This is a genomic window from Tannerella sp. (assembly GCF_052170195.1).
Taxonomy (GTDB): domain Bacteria; phylum Bacteroidota; class Bacteroidia; order Bacteroidales; family Tannerellaceae; genus Tannerella.
Genome location: NZ_JBQNAZ010000078.1, coordinates 1 through 3916 on the forward strand (window position 1 = coordinate 1; position 3916 = coordinate 3916).

A 3916-nucleotide genomic window follows, 5' to 3' on the forward strand; every position below is an offset into this window, starting at 1 on the left:
AAAGATACAAATCCCTGCAAATATATGCAACTGTTTTTGATATTATTTTATTGAATCACAAAATATTAAGCAAATATTAAGGAGCGACTATATACACCCATATCTTTTGATAATCAGACGTCAACCGTTGCAACAAAGTCATTCCAAGTGAACAATAAACATGTCGGTGCGGGCAACAAGCTGGTCCGGGGGATCGGAGTTTTGATAATCAAGCACAAGAAAGGATTTGCCGATGAAGAAACTGTCTTGTCCTAAAAGAGTTGACCGGTCGCTCCTCTCTCCTCCGTTTTCCATTAATTTTCCTATCTTTGTGGCATGAGTCAGCCTTTAGCAGAACGGTTACGTCCTACGACGCTCGACGAGTACATCGGTCAGAAGCACCTGACGGGCGAACGTGCGGTGTTACGACGGATGATCGAAGCCGGGCGCGTGCCCTCGTTTATTCTTTGGGGACCGCCGGGCGTCGGCAAGACGACGTTGGCCAAGATCATTGCCAAGCGTCTCGAAGCGCCTTTTTATACGCTCAGCGCGATCAGTTCGGGGGTGAAAGACGTGCGGGAAGTGATCGAAAAAGCGGGAAGCAATCCGCTGTTTCAGACAACCGTTTCCCCCATCCTGTTTATCGACGAGATACACCGTTTCAGCAAGTCGCAGCAAGACTCGCTTCTGAACGCCGTCGAGACGGGTATCGTTACGCTGATCGGCGCCACGACGGAGAATCCGTCGTTCGAGGTGATCCGTCCGCTCCTTTCGCGATGTCAGGTCTACGTACTCAAACCATTGGACGAAGACGACCTGCTGACGCTTCTGAATCGCGCCATTACGGACGATATCGTCCTCAAAGAAAAAAACATCGTCCTTCGTGAAACGGCTGCCCTCATTCGTTACTCCGGCGGCGACGCGCGCAAGCTGCTGAATATCCTCGAGCTTATTGTGTCGGCTGAGGAAGACGGCCATACGATCGAGATTACGGATCAAAAAGTCGTGGAGCGTCTTCAGGAAAATCCTGCCGCTTACGACAAAGGGGGAGAGATGCATTACGATATTATTTCGGCGTTTATCAAATCGATCCGCGGCAGCGATCCGGATGCCGCTCTCTACTGGCTGGCGCGCATGGTGGCCGGGGGCGAAGATCCCGAATTTATTGCCCGCCGTCTGCTGATTTCCGCGGCCGAAGACATCGGGCTGGCCAATCCCAACGCATTGCTGCTGGCCAATGCCTGCTTCGATGCGCTCAAAAAAATAGGCTGGCCCGAAGGACGCATCATCCTGGCCGAGACAACCGTCTATCTGGCTTGCAGCGCCAAAAGCAATTCGGCTTACTTAGCCATCGATAAGGCGCTGGCGCTCGTCCATGAGACGGGTAACCTGCCGGTTCCGCTCCATTTGCGCAACGCCCCGACGAGCCTGATGAAAGAACTTGATTACGGAAAAAATTACAAGTACGCACACGATTACGAAGGGAATTTCGTCAAACAGGATTTCCTGCCCGACGAGCTGCTTCGCACACGTATCTGGGAAGGGCAACATAACGCTGCCGAAGACAAACTGACCGAGCGTATGAAGCACCTCTGGGGCAAGCGGTATTCTTCTTCTGCACAAGAATAAAAATGTCTACGCTTTCCGGGTGATCAGGGCTACGGCATAAGCTGCAATTCCTTCACGTCGGCCTACGAAGCCCAACTTCTCCGATGTCGTCGCTTTGATGGAGAGCGCATCGGGCGAGACGCCCATCACCTCGGCCATGGTCTGTTGCATAGCGGGGATATGCGGGTTGAGTTTCGGCTGTTCCGCGGCGATCGTCGCGTCGATATTACCCAGCTCATAACCGGCTTCGCGCAGCAACTCCATCGTGCGACGAAGCAGGATTTTACTGTCGATGTCTTTGTATTCGCCGGCATGGTCGGGGAAGTGATAACCGATATCGCGCATGTTGGCTGCGCCGAGCAGCGCGTCACAGACGGCGTGAATCAGCACGTCGGCATCGCTGTGTCCCAGCAATCCTGTGCTGTGTTCGATACGTATGCCGCCGAGCCACAGTTCGCGTCCTTCGGCCAGCGCATGTACATCATATCCGAATCCGATACGCATAGCTTTCAAACCGTTGCAGGTTGAGGATTATTCAAAAAGGCTTTTCAATCCGTCCATATCGAACGAAAGGGAGAAGCGCAATGTCTGATCGAGCGGGTTGTTCTGTACGGTACTGATCAGATAAGCGGCATCGAGTTGAAATACGTTCATTTTGAAACCGGCTCCCATCGAAAAATACTGGCGATTCCCTTTCATGGCGTTTTCGTAGTAATAACCGCCACGCACAAAGAACTGGTTGTTATAGCTGTATTCGGCTCCAAGCGAGACATTGATCTCCTGCAGCTCTTCGTTGAATCCGCCCGGAGCATCGGAGAACGATTTGAACACGCCCGACAACGAGTTCATATCATTGTAATCCTTCATCCTTTGGCTGTATGCCTCGTCCGTCTCTCCGTCTTTCTTCTGCGGTTGGCTGGGGACGAGGTATTTGTTCAGGTCGAGATAAACGCCGAACTGATTGTATTCGTCGATCGGATAAAGCAGGCCTGTACCGATCTTCAGGTTAGCAGGCAGGAAGTATTGTTTGGCTCCGCCGTTGAACGATACCTTGGAGCCGATGTTTGAGATATTATATCCCAAGCTCCAGAGGCTCTCGCTCTCTCCGAGGTAGACGTATTTTTCCATATAACCGGACACGTCGACGGCTACGGCATTGGCAGCCTGCATGTCCTGTTCGGCGTCGGCGCCCAGATCGGAACGGATATAACGCAGAGCAACAGCCATCGAGTAGGCATCCGAGAGTTTCATCCCGTAACTCAGGTCGAACGTCATTTCGTAGGGGTTGATATTCATCAGCTCCTTGCCACCGTAATCGGTGATCGGGATGACACCCAGCGAAAAGTAACGGAGCGAGGCGCCGATGGCCGAACGATCGTTTTGTCCGGGTTTATAATACCCTGCGGCATGTGCCATATAGACGTCTCTGACCAACTTGCGCAACCACGGCGTATAAGAGATCGCCACTCCCGCCTTGCTCTCCATAAACGCATACTTCGAGGCGTTCCAGAACTGCGAGTTGATATCCGGAAGCGTAGCCGCCCCGTTATCGCCCATACTTCCTCCCCGAGCGTCGGGCGCAATCGAAAGCGACGGAATAGCCGTATGGATCGGACTGAATGTCTGGTATTTGTCTTTTTCCGCATGTAGTGGAAAGGTTATCATACCTATGACCAGCAGCGTCAGGCTGCTTCTGCTAAAAATCTTCATATATACGTTTCAAATCAAATTCGTACCTATATAAACTCCGTTCTTCTTGCTTTATTGTGCAAAGCCCCCGAAGAACCCTTCATTTTTCGACCGACAAAAAAGGCTGACCGCCCGAACAGACATCACGTCGTTCAGAATTTCAGCCTTTCTATTACTGTTATGCGATTATTTCGCAGCGATCACTTCGACCTCTACCAGTCCGTTCTTCGGCAAGGTCTTGACGGCAACGGCCGAGCGTGCGGGATAATCGCCTTCGAACTGTGCGGCATAGACTTCGTTAACGACTGCAAAGTCGCTCATATCGGCCAGAAAAACGGTTGTTTTCACGATGTCCGCCATCGTATATCCGGCCTCGGCCAGAATGGCTTTCATGTTCTTGAACAATTGCTGCGCCTGCGCCTTGACGCCTCCTTCCACAAATTCGCCCGTCGACGGGTCTAAGCCTAACTGTCCGGAGACAAACAGCAGATTGCCTGCCTGAACAGCTTGGCTATACGGTCCGATGGCTGCAGGCGCCTGATTAGTGTTGATTACTTTTTTCATCTTTCTCTTTTTGATTAATATTCGCAAATTTAGATAAAATCCTCGAGATTTTACACCGGGCAGATAAAAACACAAG

The 3916-nt window shown here is 51.5% G+C and carries 4 protein-coding genes; 1 reads left to right on the forward strand and 3 read right to left on the reverse strand.

Annotated elements, in window-relative coordinates:
• The first annotated feature begins 315 nt into the window (after nt 1-315).
• Nucleotides 316-1608 carry a replication-associated recombination protein A gene (locus ACTTKA_RS11950; protein ID WP_442725203.1) on the forward strand — a complete coding sequence of 431 codons (1293 nt, stop codon included), beginning with the start codon at nt 316-318 and terminating at the stop codon, nt 1606-1608.
• Nucleotides 1609-1614: 6 nt separating this feature from the next.
• Here ACTTKA_RS11950 and ispF read toward each other — a convergent pair whose 3' ends face one another.
• The 3 genes from ispF to ACTTKA_RS11965 form a co-directional block, all read right to left on the reverse strand.
• Nucleotides 1615-2091: a 2-C-methyl-D-erythritol 2,4-cyclodiphosphate synthase gene (ispF, locus tag ACTTKA_RS11955; protein ID WP_442714006.1), complete on the reverse strand. Its 477-nt coding sequence runs from the start codon at nt 2089-2091 to the stop codon at nt 1615-1617.
• A gap of 27 nt (nt 2092-2118) precedes the next feature.
• Nucleotides 2119-3297 (reverse strand): type IX secretion system outer membrane channel protein PorV, encoded by a 1179-nt coding sequence (porV, locus tag ACTTKA_RS11960; protein WP_442725204.1) that lies wholly within the window; start codon nt 3295-3297, stop codon nt 2119-2121.
• 165 nt (nt 3298-3462) lie between these two features.
• Nucleotides 3463-3840 (reverse strand): RidA family protein, encoded by a 378-nt coding sequence (locus ACTTKA_RS11965; protein ID WP_124752454.1) that lies wholly within the window; start codon nt 3838-3840, stop codon nt 3463-3465.
• Nucleotides 3841-3916 lie beyond the last annotated feature (76 nt).